Annotated in this window: 21 protein-coding genes; 11 read left to right on the top strand and 10 right to left on the bottom strand. The window is 65.2% G+C overall.

The genetic code is table 11. The annotated features are described in order from the left end of the window. Window positions 1-79 precede the first annotated feature (79 nt). The 5 genes from G6N47_RS09660 to G6N47_RS09640 all read left to right on the top strand — a co-directional run bounded on the left by G6N47_RS09660 (window position 80) and on the right by G6N47_RS09640 (window position 2,443). Window positions 80-481, top strand: coding sequence for a DUF4189 domain-containing protein (locus tag G6N47_RS09660; protein ID WP_163659604.1), 402 nt, complete (start codon window positions 80-82; stop codon window positions 479-481). Between the two features lie 50 nt (window positions 482-531). Beyond that, complete coding sequence (locus tag G6N47_RS09655; RefSeq protein ID WP_139799421.1) at window positions 532-996, top strand: hypothetical protein; 465 nt, start codon at window positions 532-534, stop codon at window positions 994-996. Window positions 997-1,154: 158 nt separating this feature from the next. Next, window positions 1,155-1,508 (top strand): DUF4189 domain-containing protein, encoded by a 354-nt coding sequence (locus G6N47_RS09650; protein ID WP_163659602.1) that lies wholly within the window; start codon window positions 1,155-1,157, stop codon window positions 1,506-1,508. 68 nt (window positions 1,509-1,576) lie between these two features. Beyond that, a complete protein-coding gene (locus G6N47_RS30310; RefSeq protein ID WP_083131165.1) occupies window positions 1,577-1,981 on the top strand; it encodes a DUF4189 domain-containing protein in 405 nt (134 codons plus the stop codon). A gap of 57 nt (window positions 1,982-2,038) precedes the next feature. Beyond that, complete coding sequence (locus tag G6N47_RS09640; RefSeq protein ID WP_083131166.1) at window positions 2,039-2,443, top strand: DUF4189 domain-containing protein; 405 nt, start codon at window positions 2,039-2,041, stop codon at window positions 2,441-2,443. On the opposite strand, the gene G6N47_RS09635 is transcribed toward G6N47_RS09640, so the two are convergent. Next, the gene (locus G6N47_RS09635) at window positions 2,440-3,849 is read right to left on the bottom strand and encodes an MFS transporter (protein ID WP_169717252.1); all 1,410 of its coding nucleotides are present in this window, start codon (window positions 3,847-3,849) and stop codon (window positions 2,440-2,442) included. The genes G6N47_RS09640 and G6N47_RS09635 overlap by 4 nt on opposite strands. Window positions 3,850-4,182: 333 nt before the next feature. On the opposite strand from G6N47_RS09635, the gene G6N47_RS09630 reads away from it, so the two are divergent. The 3 genes from G6N47_RS09630 to G6N47_RS30305 all read left to right on the top strand — a co-directional run bounded on the left by G6N47_RS09630 (window position 4,183) and on the right by G6N47_RS30305 (window position 8,269). Next, a complete protein-coding gene (locus tag G6N47_RS09630) occupies window positions 4,183-4,584 on the top strand; it encodes a DUF4189 domain-containing protein (protein ID WP_083131167.1) in 402 nt (133 codons plus the stop codon). Window positions 4,585-4,650: 66 nt separating this feature from the next. Further along, on the top strand, window positions 4,651-7,716 hold the full coding sequence (locus G6N47_RS09625) for an FAD-dependent oxidoreductase (protein ID WP_083131168.1): 3,066 nt from the start codon (window positions 4,651-4,653) through the stop codon (window positions 7,714-7,716). 151 nt (window positions 7,717-7,867) lie between these two features. Next, window positions 7,868-8,269 carry a DUF4189 domain-containing protein gene (locus tag G6N47_RS30305; RefSeq protein ID WP_083131169.1) on the top strand — a complete coding sequence of 134 codons (402 nt, stop codon included), beginning with the start codon at window positions 7,868-7,870 and terminating at the stop codon, window positions 8,267-8,269. A gap of 53 nt (window positions 8,270-8,322) precedes the next feature. On the opposite strand, the gene G6N47_RS09615 is transcribed toward G6N47_RS30305, so the two are convergent. The 4 genes from G6N47_RS09615 to G6N47_RS09600 form a co-directional block, all read right to left on the bottom strand. Beyond that, window positions 8,323-10,839 (bottom strand): ATP-binding cassette domain-containing protein, encoded by a 2,517-nt coding sequence (locus G6N47_RS09615; protein ID WP_083131170.1) that lies wholly within the window; start codon window positions 10,837-10,839, stop codon window positions 8,323-8,325. 112 nt (window positions 10,840-10,951) lie between these two features. Then, window positions 10,952-11,827, bottom strand: coding sequence for an FHA domain-containing protein (locus G6N47_RS09610; protein ID WP_083131171.1), 876 nt, complete (start codon window positions 11,825-11,827; stop codon window positions 10,952-10,954). Window positions 11,828-11,891: 64 nt separating this feature from the next. Further along, entirely contained in the window at window positions 11,892-12,626 is a 735-nt protein-coding gene (locus G6N47_RS09605; RefSeq protein ID WP_232080165.1) for a bestrophin-like domain, read from the bottom strand. A 47-nt stretch (window positions 12,627-12,673) separates the two neighbouring features. Continuing rightward, window positions 12,674-14,143: an amino acid permease gene (locus G6N47_RS09600; RefSeq protein WP_083131173.1), complete on the bottom strand. Its 1,470-nt coding sequence runs from the start codon at window positions 14,141-14,143 to the stop codon at window positions 12,674-12,676. Window positions 14,144-14,253: 110 nt separating this feature from the next. Here G6N47_RS09600 and G6N47_RS09595 point away from each other — a divergent pair, with 110 nt between their 5' ends. Continuing rightward, window positions 14,254-14,886 (top strand): hypothetical protein, encoded by a 633-nt coding sequence (locus tag G6N47_RS09595; RefSeq protein ID WP_083131174.1) that lies wholly within the window; start codon window positions 14,254-14,256, stop codon window positions 14,884-14,886. Window positions 14,887-14,889: 3 nt separating this feature from the next. Here G6N47_RS09595 and dacB (G6N47_RS09590) read toward each other — a convergent pair whose 3' ends face one another. Further along, the gene (gene dacB, locus G6N47_RS09590) at window positions 14,890-16,458 is read right to left on the bottom strand and encodes a D-alanyl-D-alanine carboxypeptidase/D-alanyl-D-alanine endopeptidase (protein WP_083131175.1); all 1,569 of its coding nucleotides are present in this window, start codon (window positions 16,456-16,458) and stop codon (window positions 14,890-14,892) included. A 188-nt stretch (window positions 16,459-16,646) separates the two neighbouring features. Here dacB (G6N47_RS09590) and G6N47_RS09585 point away from each other — a divergent pair, with 188 nt between their 5' ends. Further along, window positions 16,647-17,345 carry an SIMPL domain-containing protein gene (locus G6N47_RS09585; RefSeq protein ID WP_083131176.1) on the top strand — a complete coding sequence of 233 codons (699 nt, stop codon included), beginning with the start codon at window positions 16,647-16,649 and terminating at the stop codon, window positions 17,343-17,345. Between the two features lie 3 nt (window positions 17,346-17,348). Here the strand turns inward: G6N47_RS09585 and hpt are convergent, their stop codons facing one another. From hpt to dacB (G6N47_RS09565), 4 genes are read right to left on the bottom strand one after another with little or no spacing between them, the layout of a single operon-like run. Then, window positions 17,349-17,936, bottom strand: a complete 588-nt coding sequence (hpt, locus tag G6N47_RS09580; protein ID WP_083131177.1) for a hypoxanthine phosphoribosyltransferase — start codon at window positions 17,934-17,936, stop codon at window positions 17,349-17,351. Between the two features lie 26 nt (window positions 17,937-17,962). Further along, on the bottom strand, window positions 17,963-18,925 hold the full coding sequence (gene tilS, locus G6N47_RS09575; RefSeq protein ID WP_083131178.1) for a tRNA lysidine(34) synthetase TilS: 963 nt from the start codon (window positions 18,923-18,925) through the stop codon (window positions 17,963-17,965). Continuing rightward, the gene (locus G6N47_RS09570) at window positions 18,904-19,956 is read right to left on the bottom strand and encodes a zinc-dependent metalloprotease (RefSeq protein ID WP_232080164.1); all 1,053 of its coding nucleotides are present in this window, start codon (window positions 19,954-19,956) and stop codon (window positions 18,904-18,906) included. The genes tilS and G6N47_RS09570 overlap by 22 nt, the downstream gene beginning before the upstream one ends. Then, window positions 19,944-21,329, bottom strand: a complete 1,386-nt coding sequence (gene dacB / locus G6N47_RS09565; RefSeq protein WP_083131180.1) for a D-alanyl-D-alanine carboxypeptidase/D-alanyl-D-alanine endopeptidase — start codon at window positions 21,327-21,329, stop codon at window positions 19,944-19,946. Before dacB (G6N47_RS09565) ends, G6N47_RS09570 begins: the two co-directional genes overlap by 13 nt. A 94-nt stretch (window positions 21,330-21,423) precedes the next feature. Here dacB (G6N47_RS09565) and G6N47_RS09560 point away from each other — a divergent pair, with 94 nt between their 5' ends. Beyond that, window positions 21,424-21,915 carry an inorganic diphosphatase gene (locus G6N47_RS09560; RefSeq protein WP_083131181.1) on the top strand — a complete coding sequence of 164 codons (492 nt, stop codon included), beginning with the start codon at window positions 21,424-21,426 and terminating at the stop codon, window positions 21,913-21,915.

Here is a 21,915-nt window from a genome sequence, read left to right as displayed (position 1 = left end):
GTGCAGGGATGCGGAGCGAGGATGGCAACCCAGGACACCGTTTCGAGTTAACAGGGCATCGCCCGGGAAAGGACTCGCCGTGGCACGGATTAATCTTCGAACATCAGCCGCAATCGTTGCAGGCGGCGCCGCTGTGGTGGCCGCGCTGAGCGTCGTCGCGGTTCCCTCCGCGCGTGCGGACGACCAGTGGGGCGCGTGCGCCGCCCCGGCCAACACTTCGCTGACGGGAAATGTCTTCTGCCTGGCCAATGGCTATCCCAGCCAGTCCGACGCGCAAGCCCGTGCGACGTCGATGTGTAACTACTTGAAGGACCGCCAATGCTATGTGGTGGTGAGCTACACGGATTGCGGTGCGGTCGCCGGCGATGGGAGTCAGTGGGCCGGCGGGAGCGGCGCCACTCAACAGGCAGCAGAACAAGCGGCCACCAGCCAACTGCCGTTAGGCACGGTCGCCAAGTCGGCGTGTATCGCCCAAGGGTGACGATTGCCCTTTGAACCTCCGCGGTGGATTGCGGCTCGGAAAGGACTGCTATGGCAGTGAACGGTTTAAAACGACATGTCACAGCTTTCGCAGCCGCCGCGGCAGCGCTGATCGCCGTTGTCGGCGGCCCCGCGAGCACAGCGAACGCCGAGATGATTACCGACAATGACAACTTGACTTTCCAGCAGCAATGCTCTGGTAGCGGCAGGGTGGAATGCCACTTTCCAAACTTGATCACTTGCGGGGCTTCCGGCGGATGTAATTACACCGTCCGGGTCGAAGGGCAAGGCCCAGGCGCGCTGAACGTACAGGCGTGTGCGAGCGGATTGTGTAGCGACGCACAGTCAGGCACCAACACAGCCACCGCGGAGCTGCCGGGCCGTTTCCCTCTGTTCGGCCTCGACTTCTACGGTGTGGGCACCGGCGACAACATCAATATGAATGTCCGAATTCACGCTAGGGGACTAAAGGCTGCGCCGGATTCATGCGGCAGTGCGGGCGCCGGCTGCCTCTGAGGCCTCCAAGGAGGTACCAAAACAACGATCGTCGGGTGTAACGCCGCGCACGTGAATCACTTCCCACAACAGTCGCAACGTCATCTGAGAAAGGAACGGTCATGAAACGGATCAGTTTTCGAGCGTATTTCGCAGTCTGCGCAGCCAGCGCAGCAATCGTGGCTCCACTGACCGCCGCGATCGCGCCCAGCGCGAACGCCGACGGCCAATGGGGCGCGGCGTCTCTGACGCCGGACGGAAAGCGCGGTTACTGGGTCACGAATTACCGCAGCCAGGCCGATGCACAAGACAGGGTGTCGGACATGTGTGCTTATCCACGCCAGGTCAACTGCACCGTGGTGGTGACCTTTTCGGACTGTGGTGCGGTCGCTCAAAGTGGCGGCCAGAACGTCGGGGGTACCGGCGCCACGCAGCAGGCAGCAGAGCAAGCGGCCATGAGCCAACTGCCGGGCAGCACCATCCGCTGGTCGGGGTGCAACGACGGCGGGGATGCTCAGGGCATGGGATTCTGATGCTGCCTTCTGATGGCAATGTGACCGGCTGCTCGATCTAGGCTGCACCCCGTATCACAAAGCCAGTCATGAAACTAGCCAGTTTTGCTGGACGGGAAGCGATCTGGGCGACCAGCGCAGCGGTGGTGGTTGCAAAGGCCGTCGCCGTGGGTCCAGTCGCACACGCCGACGGCACCTATGGCGCGATCTACGCCAGGCCCGGCGGCCCCAATTGGGCTATATCGCTCGGACAGCCGACCCCTGCCAAGGCAGAAGATCGGGCGATGGTCAGCTGCAACCACATAGCTTGCGACAAGAAGCTTGCTTTCACTGACTGCGGTGCCCTCGCCCAAAGAGGCTTTGACTATTACGCGGCAAGCGGCCCCACACAGCCAGCCGCAGAATCGGCGGCCCTAGCCGGTCTTCCCGACAGCTCGATCGCTACCTCCGGGTGCAATGGATCCAGCCCACGGGAGGAGAACTTCAGAAGCTGACGATTCTGAGCCGGCCGGAACGCTGGCCGCCGGAAACGGAATGGGGAAAGAACTGCCATGACAGTGACCGCTTTTCGACAGTGCGCGGCGATCTCGACGGTCGGTGCAGCCATGGCCGCGTTAACCGTGGCCATCGCGCCCGCCGCATACGCCTACGAGGACTGGGGCGCGATCGCCGTCTCGCCAGACGGAAAGTACGTCGGTAGCTCCTGGAATCAGCCGAATGAGTACCAGGCCAACAGGACTGCGAACTTTAACTGCCATCAAAACAATCCCACGTGCAACGTGCTGATCACCTTCAAGGCCCCCGAGTGTGGCGCAGTCGTCAAGAACGGGGATCAGTATTTCGGAGACGTCGGCGCTACGAAAGAGGAAGCAGAACGAAACGCCATGAACCAAAGTCCCGGCAGCACGGTGCTCCGCTCGCAGTGCAACGTTCCCCCTCCTAAGGCCCCTTCCTAAACCGCCGCGAGATCCACCTCGCGTGTCTCCCGCATCACCACTAGCGCGATCAGGGTGAACGTCGCCACCACAGCCAGGTACACCCCCACCCATGCGACGCCGTGCGTGTGCACGATCCAGGTCGCGATGAACGGCAAAATTGCGGCACCCAGAATCGACGCGACGTTGTAGGCGATGCCGCTGCCCGTGTACCTGACATTGGTCGGAAAAAGCTCCGGCAGCACCGCGCTCATCGGGCCAAATGTGAGTCCCATCAACGTCATCCCCACGATTAGGAACAGCAGCATTGAGCCGACGGTGGTTGAAGCCGGGTCCAGCAGATAGCCGAAGCCCGCGCCGAACGCGATGATCGCCGCCGTGACGGCCAACAGCACGACGCGCCGGCCGTAGCGGTCGGCGAGCCACCCCGACACCGGAACGAAAATGGCGAAGAGGCACACCGCTACCAGTTGCATCGCAAGGAAGTCGGTGTAGGGGATGTGCAGCTTCACGCCGCTGACATCCACTACCTTGCCTGTGCCGTATGACACCACCCACGTGGTCAGCAAGTAAAACAGCGCGTAGGTCGCGAGCATCACGCAGGTACCGATAATCAGTGGCCGCCATGCAATGCGAAATACCTGACGCACTGGGGCTTTCAGGCGTTTGCCCTCCGCGACAGCTCTCGCGAACACCGGTGTCTCCGATAGCCGCAACCGGACGTAGAGACCAACGATCACCATGACCGCCGACAACAGGAACGGCACCCGCCACCCCCATACGAGGAAGGCGTGGCTGCCGGTCTTCGAGTTCGCGTCGAAGTGCTGCGACAACATGATCAGCCAGAACATCCCGTTGGCCACCAAGAAGCCGACCGGAGCACCCAGCTGCGGCCACATGGCTGCCCATGCCCGTTTGCCCTTCGCTGCAGTCTCCGTGGCCAACAACGCCGCACCCGACCACTCGCCGCCCAAACCCAGTCCTTGGGCGAACCGCAGTACGGCGAGCAGCGCCGGCGCGAAATCGCCGACCTGGTCATAGGTGGGCAGAAGCCCGATCAGGAAGGTCGCGATCCCCATGGTGAACAACGAGCCCACCAGCGTCGCCTTGCGACCGATCCGATCGCCGAAGTGGCCGAACACGATTGAGCCCAGCGGTCGCGCCGCGAACGCGAGGCCGAAGGTGGCGAAGGACTTGAGCAACGCGGCCGTCGGGTCGCCCTGGTGGAAGAAGAGCGCAGGGAACACGAGTACCGCGGCGGTTGCGCAAATGTAGAAATCGAAGAACTCGATGGTAGTGCCGACCATGGTCGCGACGACGATCCGCCTGCGATCTACGCGAGTATCATCCTGCTTTCGGTCAGCGGTTCGCGGTGAAGCCTGCCGGTCGTGTACCGGTGCGACACGACTTGGAGGATTGTCGGACATCGAACCGTCCTGCCTATCGCCGGTGATCCGGTAGATGAAGGGGACGACGAAAAGCTCTGCCCGGCATTGCATCCCCCTAAAATCGAGTACACCGGCGATGTTATCGAGCTATCGGGCGCAATCGGGCAGGAACCGACATGTTTGTCGCCTCATCGCCGACACAAGTGAATGGCTGGTCATGGTGTCGGCGTCGTATGCGTAGTCGGTGCGCGACGTTGAGTAGTCGCCGTTGCTACCGGGGCGAATTGCAGGTAGTGCAGCGCGGGTCTCGGAGCACTCATTTAGGCGAGGATGGCATCCGAACGACCTGGATAAAAAGGAACCATCGTGGCGATGCTTAGTTTTCGATTGCAAGCTGCGATCGGCGCATGCGCTGCCGCAGTAGTGGCCGCACTGACCGTCGCCGTGGCGCCCGCCGCGCACGCAGCCAGGTGGGGTGCGTGTGCCGTGCCGAATGACCCGAACAAGGTTACGGCGGCGATCTGTCTAAAGGGGAGCATCGAGAACGAGCGCGGGGCCGCCAAATATGCGGCGGATACGTGCAAGTACAACACGAGGGACCGCCAATGCCACACGGTGGTCACCTATACGGACTGCGGTGCGGTCGCCCTTGTTGGAAATCAATGGGGTGCGGGCTCTGGCCCCACTAAACAAGCAGCGGAGCAAGCGGCTCTGGACAATCTGCAAGTGCCCGACGGCAGGATCGTCACGTCAGCGTGTATACCGCAGAACTGATAACAGGCCGACCACCACAGCGAGGCACACCGGCCTCTGAGCCAGCGGATGAGAGCGAGCGCTGCAATGGATCTGCCGCTAATCGAAATCCGTGACTGGGGTCGCCGTCCCCGCCGACTGGCATTGAGGGGACCGATCGTGGTCGGCCGCGACTGCGCCGGAGAAGTCCTCCTCGACCAGGAGGTGTCGCGGGAGCATCTGCGGATGGTGCCCAGCCCGACGGCGTTGTCAGTGGTCGACCTCGACAGCCGTAATGGCACCACGCTCAACGGTGTTCCCCTCACCGGGCGTGCCGCACTCTCGCCGGGTGACGTACTACGTCTCGGTCGCTCCGAAATCATCGTGCTGTCCACCCCGACGGTCCGCACGGCAGAGCCCACCGCACCCGAACCGGACCACGACGCAACCCGGCTGGGCATCACGATCGCTTCTCCCCCGCCACCACCGCCTCCGCCGGCCGACGCCAAACCATCGCGCGCCATCGCGGTTGCCGAACGAGTACTTGGGATCGACCCCACCGGCGAGCGAGAACTGTTTCCCGCCTACACCGACTTGCCGACCAAGGTCCCGCTAAGGGTCTGGCAACTGGTTCGCATCGTCAGCGTCGTGGCGTATTTCGCCTTGGTGATAACGCTTTTCGTGCGTCCTGGGACCGGCCTCTTCGTGCTGTTCGGCGTGATCGTGCCGCTGTTGCCGGCGCTTTTCCTGGTGGCACCGGGCCTGTGGCGGAATATCTGTCCACTCGCCGCAACCAACCAGACACCACGCGTGTTCGGCTTCGGCCGGGCCTTGGATCCGCCCGACTGGCTGCGCAACCGCGGCTATCTGATCGCGATGGCGTTGTTCTTCGGGATCGCGGGCTCTCGGCTGGCCGGACTGGACCGCAGCGGCCTCACCACCGGAGCCGTACTGGCACTGGTGATTTCAACGGCATTCGCCGGCGGCTATGTATTCAAGGGCAAGAGCGGCTGGTGCAGCAGCATCTGCCCGCTCTTCCCATTGCAACGCGCCTACGGGCAAACACCGTACGTCACTGTGCCCAACAGTCATTGCCCCAGCTGCGTGGGCTGTGCCAAGAACTGCTACGACTTCAAGCCGCGCGCGGCGTATCAGGCCGACCTGGTCGACGATGACCGCGGGTGGAGTGGGCCGCGCAAGTTGTTCGTCGCGGCGCTGCCGGGATTTATCCTCGGCTTTTTCAGCTTGCTCGACGACCACCTCCCTGCGCTGGAAAACTACCCGCTGCTGGCGTTGTTTCTCCTCGTCAGCGTCGGATCTTTCTATGCCGCCGAAGCTGTTTTGCCGATCAGCTCCGCGATGGTCGCAGTCGGCTATGCCGCTGCTGCGCTGAACATCTTCTACTGGTTCGCCGGTGCGCGGATCGCAGACTCGTTCGCCCGGCTGACCGGTGTCCACGCCGGTTGGTTGCGCTGGGTGATCAGCGCGGCGATTCTGGCGCTGACGCTGTTGTGGATCGCGCGTACCAGGGTCACCGAGTTGCAGTTCGCGTGGGCCGCCGGGAAGCGCTCGGAACCCGTCCTGCTGCGACCACCCAAGCGGGCCACGGCTTCTGGTGGCGAACCCGCCGCACAGGTGTGCTTCGAGACCAACGGCGCACCCGTCGCCGCTGAGGTGGGAACGAGTCTGCTCGAGGTCGCGGAGAAGAACAACCAGCCGATCGAGGCCGGCTGCCGGATGGGGGTGTGCGGAGCCGACCCGGTCGCCGTCCTCGACGGCGCGTCGTGCCTGTCGGTTCCCGAACAGGATGAGCTGAACACGTTGCGGCGCCTCGGCTTTGGTAAGTCGACGCGGATGGCGTGCTGCGCGCGGATCTCGCCGGGCACGGTGACCGTCTCGTTGACCCCGGAACCCGGTGACGGTGCCGGCGCCAGGCCGACGCGGTATGACCGCTCGATTGTCAGCGTGGTGGTCGTCGGCGGCGGCATCGCGGGGGTCACCGCCGCCGACTTCATTCGGCGCGGGCATCCCGATTGCGAGATCCATCTGGTCGGGCAGGAGTCGCATGCGCTCTACAACCGGATGGGAATTTCCCGGCTGGTCTATGGCCGCTCGGCAATGCAGGGTCTCTACCTTTTGCCAGAGCAGTGGTACGACGATCACGGGGTGCATGCCTGGCTGAACACCATGGCCCGGCGTATCGACCTGCGTGCTCAACGGGTTCTGCTCGGCACCGGTGAGGCGTTGCCGTACGACCGGTTGATCCTTGCGATGGGTTCCAGCGCTTCGGTGCCCACGCTCGACGGCTTGAATCTTCCCGGGTGCTTCGTGCTGCGGCAGGCCGGCGACGCCATGGGTATTCGCGCCTACGCCCAGCAGCATGGTTGCCGACGGGCGGTGGTGGCAGGCGGTGGGCTGCTCGGCCTCGAGGCTGCCTACTCACTGCATCTGCTGGGGTTGCAGGTGACGGTCCTGGAACGGGGGAAGCGGCTGTTGAGCAAGCAGATCGATCCGCGCTGTTCGGAATTGGTCGGCGCACATTTCGCAAAGGCCGGCATCGAGGTATTGCGCCAGGCGGAGACGGAGCGCGTCGTCGGCTCGGATGCAGCGAACGGCGTCGTGTTGAAGGACGGTCGCACGCTGCCCTGCGAAATTTTCCTGGCGGCGATCGGCATCCGGCCCAACGTGGAGTTGGCCCGCGACGCCGGCATTCCGGTGAACAAGGGCGTGCTGGTCGACGACCGGATGCGGACTCGGGTGCGTTGGGTCTATGCTGCCGGCGACGTCGCGGAACACAACGGCCAAGTGCTGGGACTGTGGCCGATCGCCGTCGAACAGGCCGAAGCCGCTGCAGTGAACGCGCTCGGCGGCGACATGGTGCTGGCCGCGGAAACTCCCGCGACGATCTTGAAAGGCGTTGGACTGGAGCTGTTTTCGATCGGCCGCGTCGAGGCGTCACCCAACGACGACGTGATCGTCGTCGATCGTCCCGGCGTGCCCTCGTACCGGCGACTGCTGATCTGCAAAGGTCGAGCCGTCGGCGCAACGGTCCTGGGTCACCACCCGTCAGATGTCGCCGCAGTTCAAAAAGCCGTCCGCAGCCAGGCGCCGGTAAGGCCGGATACCTATCCGGCATTGCGCTCGGGCGATTGGAGCGTGCTCACCTTTGGGTAATGGCTGCGGCATGTCCCTATGCGTAGTCAATCCACAGCAGTGGGTAGTTGCCGTAGTAGCCGGGCCGATTTGCAGGTAGTTCATCGCGGTGCTCGGGGCAGGTATACGCGGCGAAAATGACAGCTGAACGGCTAGCCGGGAAAGGAAAATTATGCGGAGAACCATTTTGCGAACGTGCGCCGCGATTGGCGAGGCCGGCGCTGCAGCGGCGGCCATGATTACGCTTGCCGTGGCTCCCAACGCACATGCCGATGACACGTGGGGCGCCATCGCCGTCGCGCAAGGCAGCAGGTACGGCGTCGGTCAACGGGAGCCGAATCAAGGCGCGGCCGAATCTGCAGCTGTTGCCGGATGTATGCGAGGCGTTCCAGACAACTGGGCACCCTGCAGAGTGTTGGTCGTCTTCCAAAGCCCTAACTGCGGTGCGGTCGCTCAGCTTAATTCCGATTACGTTGGTGGAACAGGCCCGACGATATCTGAGGCGAAAAACGCTGCCCTTGCCCAGCTTCCCGGAAGCGGTATCCTCGTCTCGGCGTGCGCACAGGGCGGATAGCGCCCGCCTCCGTGGCGTGCCAACGGTGTGGTTCGCAAGCGATTAACGCGCCGTCATCGTCTCAACCGCAGCCGCCACCGAATCAAACCGGCGTAGACCAGCGACAGCACCGCCAGCATGCCCATGTCGAGCAGCCACGCCCCCGGCGTGTGCTGCCAGTGGCTGTCCTGCGGACTGTAACCGGGCAATATCAAACAATCATGCGCAGGCGCAACGACTTCGGTAGCGCCAGGCGCTGGACAGGGTGGCGGCGGAGTGAAGTGCGGACAGGGCAAGCCGACCGTCGATGCCGATGCGGCGAAACCCCAACGGCCCGGCATTATCCAGGACAACTGGTCGAGTCCCGCCCGGCCGGTCACCGGAATCATCCCGCCGGAGAGGACCACCTGAGACATGATCGACACCACCAGTAGCGGCAGAACCTGCTCGCTGGAGCGGGCCAGCGCCGACAGAAGCAGGCCGACCAGGGCGGAGGCGATACAGGTACCGGCGATGCCGACGAACAGCTCGATGCTCGCGGCCACTTTTCCGCCACCGAGGATTACCGCTCCTTTGACCGGCATGCCTTTGCCGATCAGCACGATCGCGGTCATGATCGCGGACTGGACGGTGGCGAACACCGAGAACACGCATATCTTGGCCAGCAGGTAGGCACTGGTCGACAGGCCGACAGCCTGCTCCCGCAAGAAGATCGGGCGTTCGCCGATCAGGTCGCGGATCGTCAGTGCGGTACCCATGAAGACCGCACCCATGCTCAGCAGGATCAATATCTCCAGTGGTTCAGTGGGATCCTCAGCACCGGCCACACCGAGTCCCGCTGTGCCGCTTACGCTTATCGGCAGCAACCCCATAACGAACGGCAAGAGCGTAAGGAAGACGAAGTAGGCACGGTCGGAAACGATCAGCCGAAACTGGCGGCGCGCGATCGTCGAGAATTGCCGCCACACGCTGGTGTGCACGGCGGCGCCCAACTCTGCCTTCTCCGCGGGCAACTCGGGTAACGGCGGTCGCTTTTGGGCCAGGAAGCGTTGATTGGCGGCATCCGGGTCGTCGCCCACCTTGGTGAAGATGTCAGCCCAGTTGGTGGTTCCCATGGCCCGACCGATCTGATCGGGCGGCCCGCAGAACGCCGTCTTGCCCCCGGGGGCCAGCAGCAGGACCTGGTCGCAGACATCGAGGTAGGTCAACGAGTGCGTGACCACCAACACCACGCGACCGGCATCGGCCAGCTGGCGCAGCATCATCATGACCTGGCGGTCCAGCGCCGGGTCCAGTCCCGACGTCGGTTCGTCTAGAAGAAGCAGCGACGGGCCGGTGAGCAGTTCCAACGCCACCGACGCGCGTTTGCGTTGTCCGCCAGACAGTTTGTCCACACGCGTGTCGGCGTGCTTTGTCAGCTCCAGTTCCTCGAGCACCTGGGCGACGACCTTGTCGCGGTCCGCCTGGCTGGTGTCGGGCGGCAGCCGCAACTCCGCTGCATAGCCCAACGCTTGCTTGACGGTCAGCTGGCGGTGTACGACGTCGTCCTGCGGGACCATCCCAATCCGGTTGCGCAGGATGGCGTATTCGCTATGGACGTCGTGGCCTTCGAAGATGACCGAGCCGGAGCTTGGGCGGGTGTACCCGGCGATCAGCCGGGCCAGAGTGCTCTTGCCCGCGCCGGACCCGCCGATCAGCGCTGTGAGGGTGCCGGGTCGGGCGGTCAGCGAAATGTTATGGAGCAGTTTGCGATCGTGGTCGACGCTGAACTCGACATTCTGTACCTCGAGCCCGCCGGTACGCGTGGCAGCTTCGGTTCGGCGGACCAAAGTGCCGGCGGAGAACACCAGGTCGACGTTGCCGATTGTGACGACGTCTCCCTCGTTCAGGACCGCCGAACCCACCCGGACCCCATTGACGAACGTGCCGTTGGCGCTGCGGGCGTCGCGGATCTCGGTGCCCGCAGGGCCCGGGATCAGGAAGGCGTGTTGGCGCGAAGCCAGCACGTCCTCGATGACGATGTCGTTGTCGCTGGCGCGGCCGATTGTGACGGAGTCGGCCGGCGCCCTGGGCTCCGTCTGCAACCGCGGCCGATTCAGCATCCTGGTCGTGGCTTTCGACAAATCTGCGGGCGGCCGGCCGGGCGCAGGTGTCGGCCGCTGCGGCGGCGGTGGGCGGTGCAGGCGCGGAGCAGGTTGGGGCCCCGTCCTAGGCGGCGAGGTCGCCGGGCGTTGGACGGTGACCCTCGAGGAGGTTGCGGGTGGCCGGCCGGCGGGTCCGTCGTGGTGGCCGACCTCGAAGCTCAGGCACGGCCCATCGGGATTGCCGATGTTGATGTGCCGGCCGTCGTGAATATCGATCACCGGCACGCGCTGGCCATCGACGAAACTGCCGTTGCGCGAGCCGTTGTCAATCGCAACCCACTTGCCACGCTCGAAGCGCAGCAGTAGATGGGCGCGGGAGATCAGCGGGTCCACCACGCGGATGTCGGCGTGGACATCACGCCCGACGACGACGTCATTGCCGGGCGCGAAATTGCGTTCCGTTCCTTCGTACCGAACAGTCAGCACAGGTGGGGCCGTCATATTCATTGTGTGCCTCCATTTATGGTCGACCGCATCTCGGGAGGCGAGGAAAGCATCGTAACTCCAGCTCCCTTGCCGGTTTCCCTTTTGTCAAAATCCTCAAGTCGATATCGCTGGGTCATGAGTTGCCCGCCCTGTAGGTCGCGATCCATTCCCCGACTCGTAGGCTCCAGCCGGGTTCGAGTTTGGTTGGGGTCGTACTTATCTGGGTCCACTCCGGTGCGCCGGGCGCGGCGATGAACGTTCCGGCTGGCGTGGACGCATCGCGCACGAACACCGCACCACGGTCTACCGTGATGTACGCATGCACGCGGGACACATACGGGTCGTAGGGAACGACGATCGGTGAAGCAGCCGCTTTCTGGACGGCGTCATCGGACAACGGTGAGCGGCCGATGGCGTACTCGCGGTCCAACGGGTAGCTGGCACCGTCTGGGGTGGCTAACACTCCCACCGGGGTCGGCGTCATGGATGTCTCCACCGGGGCCGAGGCACGGGCAACCTGCACCGTCTCCGCGGATGCGGGCGCTGACGGAATCCGTTCGGTTGCCGCGGCTTTCGCGGGTTCACCCATACCGGCTGGACCGAAAACGAATCCGCCCCCAGGCACTATGCCGTCGCGAAGGTCGGTGCGCGGCTGCACCGGCGGACCGGGCTGACGGCTGCCCGAGATCCGAACCCTCGGCATCGCACCAGGCACCACCTGGCTCACCCAGGCCGGGCCGCTTTTCCCCTGCAGGTTCTGTTCGCCCTCTGGTGTTTCGATATCGGCTCTCACGGGACCGTGCAGCAGTACGAGTAAACCGTTGGCGCTCGGTGCAATCGCCCCGAACGGCACCGTTCGAGCAACGCCGAATGCTACTGGCGAGAGCCTGTCGGGGAGCGGACCCCCGGGGCGCTGCGTCCGCGCGACGGATTCGACAGCGGCGAGCAGCTGGGCGGCAGCCTCGTCGTTGACGCCCGTATACGCGACGATGCCACCGAAACGCGCCACCAAGCCGTCGCCAGGGGCAACTTGAACGCTAAATGATGTTTGCTGCACCAGATGTCACTCCTGACTATTTGGATGCGAGATGCGACCAGGTGTCGAGCACATGGACGTATGGGTCGTCCGACACGGCAATCGTGCCGACGAACGGGTGCTCCATCGCGAATATCAGGTACAGCACGAATGCCAGCAGCGCGCTGGCAAGCGCAATGAGGACGCCATGGTGCACGACGTTGGGCACGGTTTCCATGTAGGTGAAGATCAGCATCACGAGCGCACCGCCGAGTAGCAAGACCCACATTTCTCCGGGTATTTCAGACTGGCTGCTCGAGATGCGCGTTTTGCGGGCGCTGCCGAGGTCATCCAACTTGCTGATCGACTGGCGGTAAAACGAAATCTCGCTTTGCGTTACGGGCTGCACTTGCAGGAAGCTCTGCCAGACCCGGGTCAGGTGCTCCGACTGCTGTTCAATGGTCCCGCCATGACGCATTCTGGGGAACTCGTCGTCCACGACGTCGTTGGTATAAGCGATCAAATTCTGCTGGATCGTCCGCCGTGCGGGCGCCGGCAGGCCCTCCGAGTCGCGGAGAAGGTCGGAAATCGCAACGGCTTCCGACTCGGTGTCGCTTTGGGCCTGATCGAATTGTTCCCACACGACAACGACAACGAACGCCACGAGCACCGCGTACAACACCCCGGCAAGTTCGAACACGTGGTCCGAGACCGACCCGACTTCAGCAACCCGCCGCCCAAAGATCCGCCGCCACAACACGAGCCCCGCTACCGCCACCCCGACGGTTAGCACGACAACCAAGGAGGCGACCAACGGCGCGGGCAGCTGCAGGACCCAGATCACAGTCCACCTGCCGTCGACTCAGCGCGTGTCCGGCGGAAGGCCGCAGTCTCACTGCGTTGCACGAAGAAACCGATCACGACCAAGGCGAACCAGATCGCTCCGACCGTTATCGCGGTCCGGCCATCCGTCGTGAAGAACAGGAGTACTACGACAAGCGCAAGGAACGCCATAGCCAACACCGTCGTCACCGGCGCACCGGGGAGCCGATAGTCGGAGGATGCCAGCTGACCTGACTCCACGCGTTTCCGATACACCATGTGCGACAAAAGGATTGAGCCCCACACGAAGATGATCCCCAGGGCGGAAACCGAGGTGATGTAGGCGAACGCTTTGTGCGGTGACAGCCAGTTGACGAACACGCCCAGGCCCATCGCCAGCGCCGAGAAGCAGATCGACAACACCGGTACGTGGCGAGAGCTCAACGCCTGCATGACCGCCGGCGCCTCACCTCGTTGGGCCAGGCTGCGGACCATGCGTCCCGTCGAGTAGATACCCGCGTTACACGACGACAACGCAGCAGTCAGCAAGATGAAATTTACGATGCCCGCCGCTGCCGGAATGTCGATGTAGTGGAATACCGCGACGAACGGGCTCTGCCCGCCGTGGAAGTTACGCCAACCTCGCACGGACAGGATCACGAAAACCGCGCCGACGTAAAACAGCCCGATCCGCAACGGCAACGTGTTGATTGCCTTGCGCAACGTCACTTTCGGATTGGCGGCTTCGCCGGCCGTCACACCCACCAGCTCCACACCGACGTAGGCGAACACCACGATCTGCAGGCTCATCAGCGCCTGCCCGAACCCCGTCGGGAACACGCCGCCGTCGTTCCACAGGTTCGCGATGGTCGGCCCGACACTGGGCCCGAGACCAGTGATGGGGAGCAGCACACCGATTCCGATCACGATCATCCCGACGATCGCCGCCACCTTGATCATCGAGAACCAGAACTCCGCCTCCCCGAATACCTTTACCGAAATCAGGTTGGCGACAAACAGAATCGCGAGCACCACCAATGCGGTCACCCACTCGGGGATGACCGGCCACCAGTACTTCACGTATTTGCCCGCGACGGTGATCTCGGCCATGCCGGTGGTGGTCCACACCGCCCAATACGTCCACCCGTTGGCGAAGCCGGCAAACCTGCCGAGGAACTCCTCGGCGTACTCGGACATACTGCCCGACACCGGTCGGTACACGAGCAGCTCGCCAAGGGCACGCATGATGACAAAGATCGCCAGACCGCCGGCCAAGTACGCCAGGATCAAGGCCGGCCCGGCGTTCTGAATTGCGCCCCCCGCGCCGTAGAAAAGACCGGTTCCGATCGCACCGCCGATTGCCATCATCTGGACCGTTCGCGCCGACAGACCTCGTTCGTATCCGACGTCTGGTGTCTCGGATTCCGGCTTCCCGAGGTTCAATTCAGTCACTGTCGCCGACTTTTCCGGGCGCGGTGAGGCAATCATTTCGGGCCTCCCTTCCCGGCCTGGACTGCCAGAATGAGGAGAGCATCGTATCCCCGCAGCTGTGTGGTGATCTCCGTTTTTTCAACCTCCGACCGGTACTGTTACGGGTGATGAAGCGCAGGCTTCTGGTCACACTGGCGGTCTCTTTTGCGGCGAGCTGTGCGACGCACACCGCGAGCGAAGCAGCGACCGCGATCGTCAACGAGGTCGCGGTCAACTCCAGCGGCAAACCCGTCAATGGCTATCACGAAATCACCGACGTCCAAAGCGTTCCCGACGACGCCGACTGCACCGAGCCGTCACCGGCCGCCGTCAGCAAGAACATCTACCGCTGCTGGCCCGCCGCCTACGCCGCCGATGTGTGCTGGTCCGCGGCGGGCCTCGACCTGCTGTGCATGAATGACCCCTGGGCCAAGGAACTGCACCGGATACGGGCCAGCGCTGCACTGCCGCAGGTGAATCCGCCGAAAATACCCACTCCAGTGGCGTTGACTCTCGACGACGGCACCCGCTGTCGACTGCGCAACGGCGGCGCCTGGGGATATCGCTACGACGACCTGCGCGGCTTCTATGCCTGCACGGGACGCCCCGACATGGTTGTGCTGGCCCCGATGAACGCCGATCCCATCGACCGCTCGTCGCCGGCGTGGAGCGTGCGGGTCGGCCCCGGTCAGGCGAAGGATGCGTCGTCACCGCCGCCAAGTACCCATCGGGTACAGAGGGCCTGGTTCGCGAGCAATTGATCTTCATTTCGACAGCGACTCCTGAATCTGGGCCGCAACCATTCCGACGTCGTCGTTGGCTTGCTTCAGCCCGGTGAGCACGTCGGGGTAGGTAGCACCGCTCATTGACACGTCGAAGACCACATGCCGTCCCTTGTCGGTGGTGAGGTAACCCGCGAGGCTTTGCACGTTGAACAACGCCCGGCCCGTCGCCGGGTCGGCAACCGCCACTGTCCCAGTCTTGGCCTGCACCTTGCCTTTTGCGGGACTGTTGCGTCCAACGGCCGCAATGGTGCCGGTTTCGCCCAGCACGGGTTGGCCGACGACAAATGCCCGACCCCACGGCTGGGCGGCTGCCCACTTGACCCAATCCGTCACCTGTTTGGGGGTCGCCGAAGCGGGATACGCTCCCTCGCCGTCGGTGAGCACGACGGCGTCGGACACCACCCCGGACTTGGCCACCGTGGCGCGGATCGTTTGCAAACCGTCGCTGCATTCGGTGGACCGGCTCTTGGTCGCCAGTAGGCACAGCATCGCATTGGCTCCGGTGTTGTAACTTGTCCGCAGGATCATCGACCCGAACGCCTGCAGCGGCGGCGACTGCAGCGCAGCCAATCGCCGGTTTCCGGAGTAGCTGTTCGCCGGCGGCAGCCGGGACTCGTCGTTCGGTCCAATCGCGGCGGCCCGCACCGCAATTCCCGCCCGAGTCAGCGCTTCGACGAACAAGGTTCGCCCCCAGGCCGTGGCATCGGGCACGCGGTAGATCGTCAGTGCCGGCTTGCCTTGCGGCACTAGTCCGCTGACAACGATGGAATGTGGATTCGCCGGGTCGGCGGTCACTTCCAGACTCGGCGGATTGTCGGGCTTGACGGTAGAAACCTTCGACTGCACCGTGAATGCTGTTGTGCGCGGCGTTGTTTGGATGCTGGCTATCTGACCGACAGTGCCTGGCGTCACGTCGATGTCGAGGACGTTGTCGTTGACAAAGATCGGCGGGACAGCTCCCTCGTGCCCTTGGTTCGTCTGCCAGATTCGGGTGTCGACTATCACGTCACCGTCGACGGTCTTGACTCCCTTGGCGGCGATCTGCCGTGCCAAGTCGTCGAGGCCGGCCAGGGGATCGTCGTTGACGCGACGCGCGTTGGGTGCGATGTCGCCGTAGACGTGGTCGATATGGGTGGCGTCGAATGCGTCGTTGACGCGGCCATCCATGGCGCCGCGACCGCCCATAGCGAGATCGCCTGAGGCGACGAGGATTACGTCGCCATGCAGCACGCCGTCGTGCGTCGGCGCAGTGGCATACACCGGAGTGGTCAGTCGCGTGTTCGGCCCTAGGGTGTCGTACAGGGTGCCGATGGTGAACTGTTTGCCGGTCGAGCCGGTGAACACCATTTCGTCGGGACGTTGACTCAACAACACCTCGCCGGAGTCACGGTCGGCGACGTAGTAGAGCCATCGCGCGGTGGCGTACGCCGGTTTCTGCATGATCTTTCGCGCGGCGTCGGGCAGCTCTCCATGGGCCGCTGTGCTCTCTTTGGTGGTGCACGCGGCAACCAGAAGGACCGCGACAACCAGAGCGGCTAAGCCACGCATGACGCCAGCACCATGGCAATCTCCTCGTTCGGCAGGCCGCCACCCCAGCCGTCGGCCGATTGCCATGCTGCCGTCAACCGGCACCCCGCATATCCGTGCCGCACTACCTGTAATTGGCCTGCGAAATGGCAGCCACTACGCAGCCGCGCAGGACGATTACGCACCCACACAACGGCTAGGGTGCAGTCATGCCGTTCCGTCTGATTGCCATGTTGGGTGTCGTCGTCGCCGCGCTGGCTGCCTGCGACGGCGAGGCCGGTCCGGTCAAAGACAATCCGCGGCAGGTGACCGTCGTCGGCAAGGGCCAGGTCCAAGGCGTCCCCGACACGCTGACCGCCGACGTCGCCATCGAATTCGTCGCACCCGACGTCACCTCGGCGATGGACCAGACCAATCAACGCCAGCAGGCCGTCATCAACGCACTCACCGACGCCGGCGTGGACAGCAAGGACATCAGCACTACCGACGTCACCTTGCAGCCGCAATACGCCGGCGGCGGCAACACGATCACCGGCTATCGCGCCGCCAACTCGATCCGGGTCAAGATCCGCAAGACCGACACGGCGTCGCATCTGCTGGCCGTCATCGTCGACACCGGCGGCGACGCCACGCGAATCAACTCGGTGAGCTATTCCATCGAGGACGACTCGAAGCTGGTCAAGGATGCGCGTGCCCGGGCCTTCGACGACGCCAAGGACCGCGCTGCGCAGTACGCGCAGCTGTCCGGGCTGAGCCTCGGCAAGGTGATCTCGATCTCCGAGGCTTCCGGCGGCACTCCGCCGACACCGACGCCGCTGCGCGGGGCACCGATGGCCACCGAGGTTCCGCTGCAGCCAGGTCAGCAGACGGTCAGCTTCTCGGTGACCGTCGCCTGGGAACTGCGGTAAGAGTCAGTCCTGGTACACCCGCGGGTCCAGGGTCCCGATGTAGGGCAGGTCGCGGTAGCGCTCGTCGTAGTCCAGGCCGTAACCGACCACGAATTCGTTGGGGATGTCGAAGCCCACGTAGGCGATGTCGACGTTGGCGCGCACGGCATCCGGCTTGCGCAGCAGCGTGCACACCCGCAGCGACCGCGGGCGGCGGGTGGCCAGGTTGCGCAGCAGCCACGACAACGTCAGCCCGGAGTCGACGACGTCCTCGACGATCAGCACGTCGCGGTCGTTGATGTCGCGGTCGAGGTCTTTGAGGATGCGCACCACGCCCGACGACGACGTCGACGACCCGTAGGAGGCGACGGCCATGAACTCGAACTGGGTGGGCAGCGGAATCGCGCGGGCCAGGTCGGTGCAGAACAGGACTGCGCCCTTGAGCACGGTAATCAGCAGCAGGTCCTGGGCCTCGGTGGTGGCCAGGTCGCGATAGTCCTCACCGATCTGCGCACCGAGTTCCGCGGTGCGGGCCTGGATCTGCTCTCGGGTGAGCAGCACCGATTTGATGTCCCCCGGGTACAGCTCGTCGGAATCAGCTGTCACGCCCACAGCGTGCCATGCCGGCGGGCAGACCTCTAGATCGGCTCCTGCGTCAGCGTCAGCATGCCGCCGCGCCGGCCGGCCACCAGCCGTTGCCCGCGCAGCTTCGACCCCACCGCAACCCCGCCCTGGCCGCGCCAGCCGGTGATCAGCGTGTTGATCCCGCGGATCTGCTTGTCGGTCAGACCACTCGCCCCGCCGGCCAGCAGCCAGCTGCGAATGACGCCGCGGCGCACCGGGTCGGGCAGCGCCCGCAACGCGCGGGCGTCGAGCCCGTCTTCGGTAGCCGAGGTGGTCAGCGCCTGCGCGATCAACGTGTCGATCAGGCCGGTGTCCTCGCGTAACGCCGTCGCGGTGCGGGCCAGCGCCTCGGCAACGCCGCCGCCGAGCACGTCCTCCAATAGCGGCAGGACCTCGTGGCGCAGCCGGTTGCGGGTGAACCGGCGGTCGGTGTTGTGCGGATCCTGCCAGGCGACCAGCTCCAGCTCAGCGCACGCGGCGTGCGTCACGCTGCGCCGCACGCCCAGCAACGGCCGGCACCACGGCGGATCGTACGGGCGCATCCCGGCGATCGAGCGCGCTCCCGAACCGCGGCCCAATCCGAGCAGCACGGTCTCGGCCTGATCGTCGAGCGTGTGGCCCAGCAGCACCGGACGATCTGCACGGGCCGCGTCCAGCGCGATGTAGCGCGCCGTGCGCGCCGCCGCCTCAGGCCCGCCGTCACCGGTCACGTCCACCGAAAGTACTTGGGCAGCAACGCATCCCAATCCAAGAGCTTGCGTGCGGGCGGTCACGGCGACTTCGGCCGAGCCGCTCTGCAAACCGTGGTCGACGATCAGCGCGGTGGTCGGCAGCATGGCCGCAGCAACGGCGGTGAGCGCCAACGAATCCGCCCCGCCGGACAGCGCGACGCACCACTGCTCGGCGGTCGGGAGGTACTCCTTGGCGAACGCTGCGACAGCCGCGTAGAGCTGCCCTACAGAACCCTGTCGATCCATCGTTGCGGGTCTTCGATCTCTGCCGGCAGCGGCAGCGTTTCGGGCGACGACCAGACGGCGTTGAACCGCTCCATCCCGACCCGCTGCACCACGTGGTCGACGAACGCCTTGCCGCGGGTGTACTGGCTGAGCTTGGCGTCGATGCCCAGCAGCGCGCGCAGAAGTCGTTGCAGCGGAGGCTGTTTGCGCTGCCGGCGGTCGTCGAACCGGCGGCGGATGGTCGCCACCGTGGGCACCACGACGGGCCCGACGGCATCCATCACGTGGTCTGCGTGGCCCTCCAGCAAGGTGCCGAGCACGAGCAGCCGATCCAGCGCCTGGCGCTGCGGCTCCGACTGCACGGCGCGCACCAGGCCCAGCACGCCCGACGAATGGCCGTCGGACGATCCGCCGCGGCCGCGGACGAAGTCCGCCAGCCGACTGACCACCGCAGCGATGTCGTCGCCGCTTTCCTGCGTCAGCACGCCAAGCGCCTCCGACATATAGCCGGACAGCCACGGGTTGGCGGTGAATTGCACCCGGTGGGTGACCTCGTGCAGGCACACCCACAACCTGAAATCCGAAGGCTCCACCCGTAATTGGCGCTCGACCGCCAGCACGTTGGGATACACCAGCAGCAGGCAGCCCGCGTCGCCGGCGGCGAACGGGTCGTACTGGCCGAGGATCCCGGAGGCGACGAATGCCAGCACCGCGCCGGTCTGCGCGCCGGTGACCCGGCCGGTGACGAAGCCTCGCGGCTTGTCGGTGCCGCCGGTCATCACCCGCATCGACTCGGCAGCCGCCCGGATCCACGCGGGCCGGTCGACGATGCGCGCGTCGGGCACGACATCGCTGGTGTCCAGGCCGGTCACATCGCGCACCGGCGGCTCGGCGGCCTTGGCGGCGCTGGCCAGGTCGTCGATCACCTTGCGGCGGGTGTAGTCGGTCGACGGCGGGCCGGGGCGCGCCAGCCATTCGCCGACCGTGGCCGCGAATTGCCAGTCGACGGCGCGGCCAACGGTCAGCTCAGGTGGTGCGGTTACTTCAGGCATCCACACGACCATAGGGCGGCGGCGACGTTGTCGATCGCAATACGGCCAGTTGGGCCCGCGTCGTTCGAGATCAGCGCAAAGGTCAGCACTCGCCCGTCGACGTCGGTGACCACTCCGGCCAACGAGTTGGTGGCGGTCAGCGACCCGGTTTTCGCCCGCAACCAGCCGATGGGCCCATTGTTGGTGGCGGGGTTCAGGAACCGGTCGCCCAGCGTCCCGCTGCCACCGGCGATCGGCAGCAGGTCCAGCAGCGGCCGCAACGCCGGCTGATCCGGCCCGGCCGCGGCCTGCACGACGTCGTCCAGCGCCTTGGCGGTCAGCCGGTCGTCGACGGACAGCCCGCTCGAATCCTGCAGTGCCGCACCACTAATGTCGATATGCGCGGTGCGCAGCCGGTTGGTCACCGCGTCGACGGCGCCGGCGAAGCTGCGCGGCCGCTGCATTGCCGCGGCGACCTCGCGCGCGATGCACTCGGCCATCACGTTGTCCGAGGCGTTCATCATCTCGTGCAGCCGCTGGATCAGCGGCGCCGACTGCACCGCGGCCAGCTGCCGCGCATCCGACGACGCGGGATGGGCGGCCATCGTTACCTTCGCCGGATCGATGCCGAGCGCGGTGGCCAGCGCACGACCGGCGTCCAGCGCCGGGGTGTACGAGCGGGTGGATTCGACGGTCGCCGGCTGGACGCGACCGGCGTCCAGCATCACCGGCTCGATCGGGGCAACGTCGCCGCCTTCGATGTCGCCCGGATCCCAGCCCGGCGCCACCTCGGGTCCGGTGAATGCCGAGACGTCGACCTGCACGGACGTCGGTGTCACGGCGCTGCGGCGAACCTGATCGGCCAGATCGCTGATGCGCGCCGCATTGTGGTACCAGGTCTCCCCGCCCGGCGGGACAGCCGACAGCGTGGGATCACCGCCGCCCACCAGGATCACCACGCCAGGCTGGTCGGCCGCGACGACCTTGGTGGTCACTCGGGCCTCACGGTCCAGCGCGAGCAGCGCCGCGGCGGCGGTGAGGGTCTTGTTGGTCGACGCCGGCTGCATCGGCACGTTTTCCTGCTGCTGCCAGAGCTCTTTAGCGGTCATCGCGTCGGTGACCCGGCCGCCCAGCTGGCCCAGATTCGGGTCTGCCACGACCGCCGCCAGCGCTGCCGCCAGCCCGCGCGGCGTCGGCATCGGCGCGGTGTCGGCCACCGGCACGACGCCGGGCTTCGCGGTCACCGCCGCCGGCGGCGGCATGATGTGGGCACTGCCGGCGCCGCGGCCGTTCGCGGTGAGAAACGCGGCCGCCGCCACCAGGATGGCAACTACCGCCAGCACGGCCGCCCCCACGATCAGGTGGGTTGACCGTCGCCACTGAGAGGGACGCATGACACTCCTGACTGTCTGGTCCCATTCTGCCCAACCACCTGGCTCTACTAGGGTTGACCTCCGACGCCAGCCGAATCCAGAAGGAGCCGAGACGGTGCAATTCGACGTGACCATCGAAATCCCGAAGGGCCAGCGGAACAAATACGAGGTCGACCACGAGACGGGTCGGGTTCGTCTGGACCGCTATCTCTACACGTCGATGGCCTACCCCACCGACTACGGCTTCATCGACGACACCCTGGGCGAAGACGGCGACCCGCTGGACGCCATGGTGCTGCTGCCCGAGCCGCTGTTCCCCGGTGTGCAAGTCGAGGCGCGGCCGGTCGGGATGTTCCAGATGACCGACGAGGCCGGCGGCGACGACAAGGTGCTATGTGTCCCGGCCGGCGACCACAGGTGGGATCACATCAAGGACATCGAAGACGTTCCCGCGTTCGAGCTGGACGTCATCAAGCACTTCTTCTCGCAGTACAAGGCGCTGGAGCCGGGCAAGTTCGTCAAGACGGCCAACTGGGTCGGCCGTGCGGAGGCCGAGGCGGAGGTCCAGCGCTCGATCGAGCGCTTCAAGGCCGCCGGCGGGCACTGA

Source organism: Mycobacterium branderi, from assembly GCF_010728725.1.
Taxonomy (GTDB): Bacteria; Actinomycetota; Actinomycetes; order Mycobacteriales; family Mycobacteriaceae; genus Mycobacterium; species Mycobacterium branderi.
The sequence above is the reverse complement of the archived record's forward strand: the minus strand, read 5'-3'. Positions and strand labels throughout refer to the sequence as shown.

Coding starts and splice junctions, on each gene's coding strand:
- G6N47_RS09615 (WP_083131170.1), bottom strand. CDS start 10,839: ATGAATATGACGGCCCCACCTGTGCTGACTGTTCGGTACGAAGGAACG.
- G6N47_RS09600 (WP_083131173.1), bottom strand. CDS start 14,143: ATGATTGCCTCACCGCGCCCGGAAAAGTCGGCGACAGTGACTGAATTG.
- tilS (WP_083131178.1), bottom strand. CDS start 18,925: ATGGATCGACAGGGTTCTGTAGGGCAGCTCTACGCGGCTGTCGCAGCG.
- G6N47_RS09635 (WP_169717252.1), bottom strand. CDS start 3,849: ATGTCCGACAATCCTCCAAGTCGTGTCGCACCGGTACACGACCGGCAG.
- dacB (WP_083131175.1), bottom strand. CDS start 16,458: ATGCGTGGCTTAGCCGCTCTGGTTGTCGCGGTCCTTCTGGTTGCCGCG.
- dacB (WP_083131180.1), bottom strand. CDS start 21,329: ATGCGTCCCTCTCAGTGGCGACGGTCAACCCACCTGATCGTGGGGGCG.
- G6N47_RS09570 (WP_232080164.1), bottom strand. CDS start 19,956: ATGCCTGAAGTAACCGCACCACCTGAGCTGACCGTTGGCCGCGCCGTC.
- G6N47_RS09595 (WP_083131174.1), top strand. CDS start 14,254: ATGAAGCGCAGGCTTCTGGTCACACTGGCGGTCTCTTTTGCGGCGAGC.
- G6N47_RS09630 (WP_083131167.1), top strand. CDS start 4,183: ATGCTTAGTTTTCGATTGCAAGCTGCGATCGGCGCATGCGCTGCCGCA.
- G6N47_RS09625 (WP_083131168.1), top strand. CDS start 4,651: ATGGATCTGCCGCTAATCGAAATCCGTGACTGGGGTCGCCGTCCCCGC.
- G6N47_RS30305 (WP_083131169.1), top strand. CDS start 7,868: ATGCGGAGAACCATTTTGCGAACGTGCGCCGCGATTGGCGAGGCCGGC.
- G6N47_RS09585 (WP_083131176.1), top strand. CDS start 16,647: ATGCCGTTCCGTCTGATTGCCATGTTGGGTGTCGTCGTCGCCGCGCTG.
- G6N47_RS09655 (WP_139799421.1), top strand. CDS start 532: ATGGCAGTGAACGGTTTAAAACGACATGTCACAGCTTTCGCAGCCGCC.
- G6N47_RS09640 (WP_083131166.1), top strand. CDS start 2,039: ATGACAGTGACCGCTTTTCGACAGTGCGCGGCGATCTCGACGGTCGGT.
- G6N47_RS30310 (WP_083131165.1), top strand. CDS start 1,577: ATGAAACTAGCCAGTTTTGCTGGACGGGAAGCGATCTGGGCGACCAGC.